Annotated in this window: 1 protein-coding gene; it reads right to left on the bottom strand. The window is 39.5% G+C overall.

The genetic code is table 11. The annotated features are described in order from the left end of the window. On the bottom strand, positions 1-2,855 hold a 2,855-nt coding region (locus tag WMO38_RS14890; RefSeq protein ID WP_349163202.1), incomplete at both ends, for a carbohydrate-binding protein.

Here is a 2,855-nt window from a genome sequence, read left to right as displayed (position 1 = left end):
TACTGTCTTTTCAATTGTAATATCGAAGAGCTTGCCGATTGTGCTGCCTTTAATAACTGCTGCAATCTTTTCTTTTATTGCTTCTTCTGTTGTTTCATCAGCGTTTGCAACTTTTACCTTAACAGATATGTCTTTTCCATCTGCTAATGCAGCCTTATCTTCTTCTGTAAGAACCGCATCTGCAACCTTATTTGTATCTACATCTGTCTTTGGTGCATCTTCAGCCTGGTCAACATCAGGTTTAACTTCACCTTTCTTGAAAGCCTTAATCTCATTTGTTGTGAGACCCTTATTTGTCCAGTTGAAACCAGCCATCTTATCGAATGTTCCCATTGTTGTTTCAGCTTTCCACCATGTATCGCCGGCCTGAATTGTAATTGTGTGAGCCTTTGTCATGTCGAAGCCTTCAGGAAGTTCTGACTTCTTAATTGTGTAAGTTGTCTCTGTTGTTGTCTTAGCACCGTTTACAGGGTTGAAGTATTTCTCTGAACCGTAAGCTGTGCCGTCTACATATACACGGTATCCACCAACTGCTGTATCATCTGTTGCTGCATCCCATGTAATCTCAAGGTCACCGTCTTTTGTTTCCTTAGCTGTAACCTTAGCATCACTGCCCCATACAGGAGCTTTGTAATCATAGTTTTCTAATGTCTTAACTGTTGCTTCAGGATACTTGTATTCAACGCCTGCATCTGTAAATGCTACAACCTGAACCTTGTTATCAATACCAGGTGTAAGACGTCCAACCTGATTGCTCATCTTATCTACTGAAGCGTAGTTCTTAATCTGATAGTTGTAAAGTGTCTTAACAAGATTTCCGTTAGCATAAATCTTATAACCACGAACTCTTGCATCGTCCTTTGAAATTCCTGTCCATGTACCCTGTGCACATGTGTAAATTGCACTTGCAAGTGATACACTTGTTCCTTCAGGAGCTGTAATAGCTGCTGTATCCTTTGTTCCTTCTGTTGTAAATTCTGTTTCACCGATAAGTGTCTTGTTGTTTTCTGCCTTTAAGCTGTTAGCAGAATCACCTTTTTCACTTACATATACCTTAAATGTATATTTAACACCTGATGAAAGTCTGTTAATTATTGTATTTGTATCTGTGATACCGTCAACCATGTCTACCTTAACACCGTCAACATATGTATCAACTCCGTAGAATACGTCTGTATCATTTTCTACTGCTGTCCATGAAAGCTTAACTGATTTTGCTTCTGCTGACTGTGCAGGTGCTGAAGGATCATCTTTTCTTGTGCCTTCTTTAAGAAGTGAATCTGCATCTGCAACAGGTGCATCGAAGTAGATTCCATATACCATTGGCCTAGAACCCTGGCAATAATAGTAATATGTTCTGCCTGCTCTTAAATTAAATGTCATAACATCAGCTACAGCACTGTCTGTTGCAGTGTTAGTTACATTAGCTCCGTCAGGTGATTCAAGGAAATACCATACCTTAGAAGTAGCTCTGCTGTGTAATGTAACTGAGCAGTCAACCTTAGGACTGAATACATATGTTGCTGTTCCGTTTCCAGGAATCGCGCCATCTGAATTTGCTGCTGTTGAAGCCTGAACAAACTGCTTATATTCAGCACCGCCGATTGTAACAGGAGCTTCAGCCGGGTCAAGTTCTGCAAGTACATGAACTGTTGCATCTTCAAGTGACTTAACTGTACCATATGCACCATTTGTATTATACTCTGTTCCTGCTGTCATTCCTTGTGAAATGTCTACTGACTCTCTTGCTAATGCTGTTGATGATTTTACACCTGTTAAATCTCTTACATTAGCTACATAATTTGCTGTGCTTCCTGTAGATGTAAATACTAAGAAAATCTTATGTGTCTTAGATGTATCAACACCTTCAGGTAATGTAACAGGCATTTCGATATTAACATATCCATCAGCCTTTGCTTTTGTAAGTGTTGCAGACGCAATCTCTGTACCAGTCTTAGAATCAAGACGTACTGAAACTTTCTGTGTACCATTATCTGTCTGTCTTGCAATTGGAACTATAAGTTTTTCAAGACCTGCAACATCGCAGTCAGGGAATGCAAAGCCCTGTTCATATCCCGGAGCTGGTGTTTTACCCTTATTGTGCTCATTGTCATAAATGTATCCAATGTTGTGAATTTCATTCTTTGTCTCAACCTTTGGAAGTGATGTTTCTACTTTCTTTGCTTCTACTGCATCATTGAAGAAATCTGAGCATTTATCAACGCTTACTGTCCATGTTTCTCCTGTTGTCTCATCACCCTTTGATGGTTCATCAGGAGTCTCTGTCTCAGCCTTATAATCCTTTGCTGTTACTGTTTTATCTGTTACTGTGATTCCGCTCATTGCTGCTTTCATCTTTTCTGTGCAGGCATTGAGTGAATCCCACGTTGTTCCCTGGAATACAAGGTTATTACAATACTGTATATTGTTCCATGCCTTATTTGTATTCTTTGATACTGACTTATTGTTGTATGACTTTGTAACTACGTTATAGAATACTGAATTATCACATCCGATAAGTGTCTCCCAGCCGTTCTTGTTCTTATATGAACCATTAGAACCTACATTACCAAATGTAATATCCTGGAAGTACATATTATGATGTGAATGTAAAGGCTTGCTTGTATCGCCTACAGGGTCAACATCTGCAAGTACCTGGATTGTATTCTGGTTAGCACCGTATACTGAAACATTGTATGATGCAAAGTTATAGAACTCACCAATCTCTGCATACTCTGTTGAAGATGCTGAGTTAGGGTCACCATAGCTTGTTGTGAATACCCAGCCCTGATTTGTATCAGCTACTGCACAGTCACGCATTGTAATATTGGCACCAAAACCACCATTTGTAGGTG

It is taken from the genome of Lachnospira hominis (ex Hitch et al. 2025), from assembly GCF_040096395.1.
Classification (GTDB): Bacteria; Bacillota; Clostridia; order Lachnospirales; family Lachnospiraceae; genus Lachnospira; species Lachnospira hominis.
This window is presented reverse-complemented; position numbering and strand designations above follow the sequence as displayed.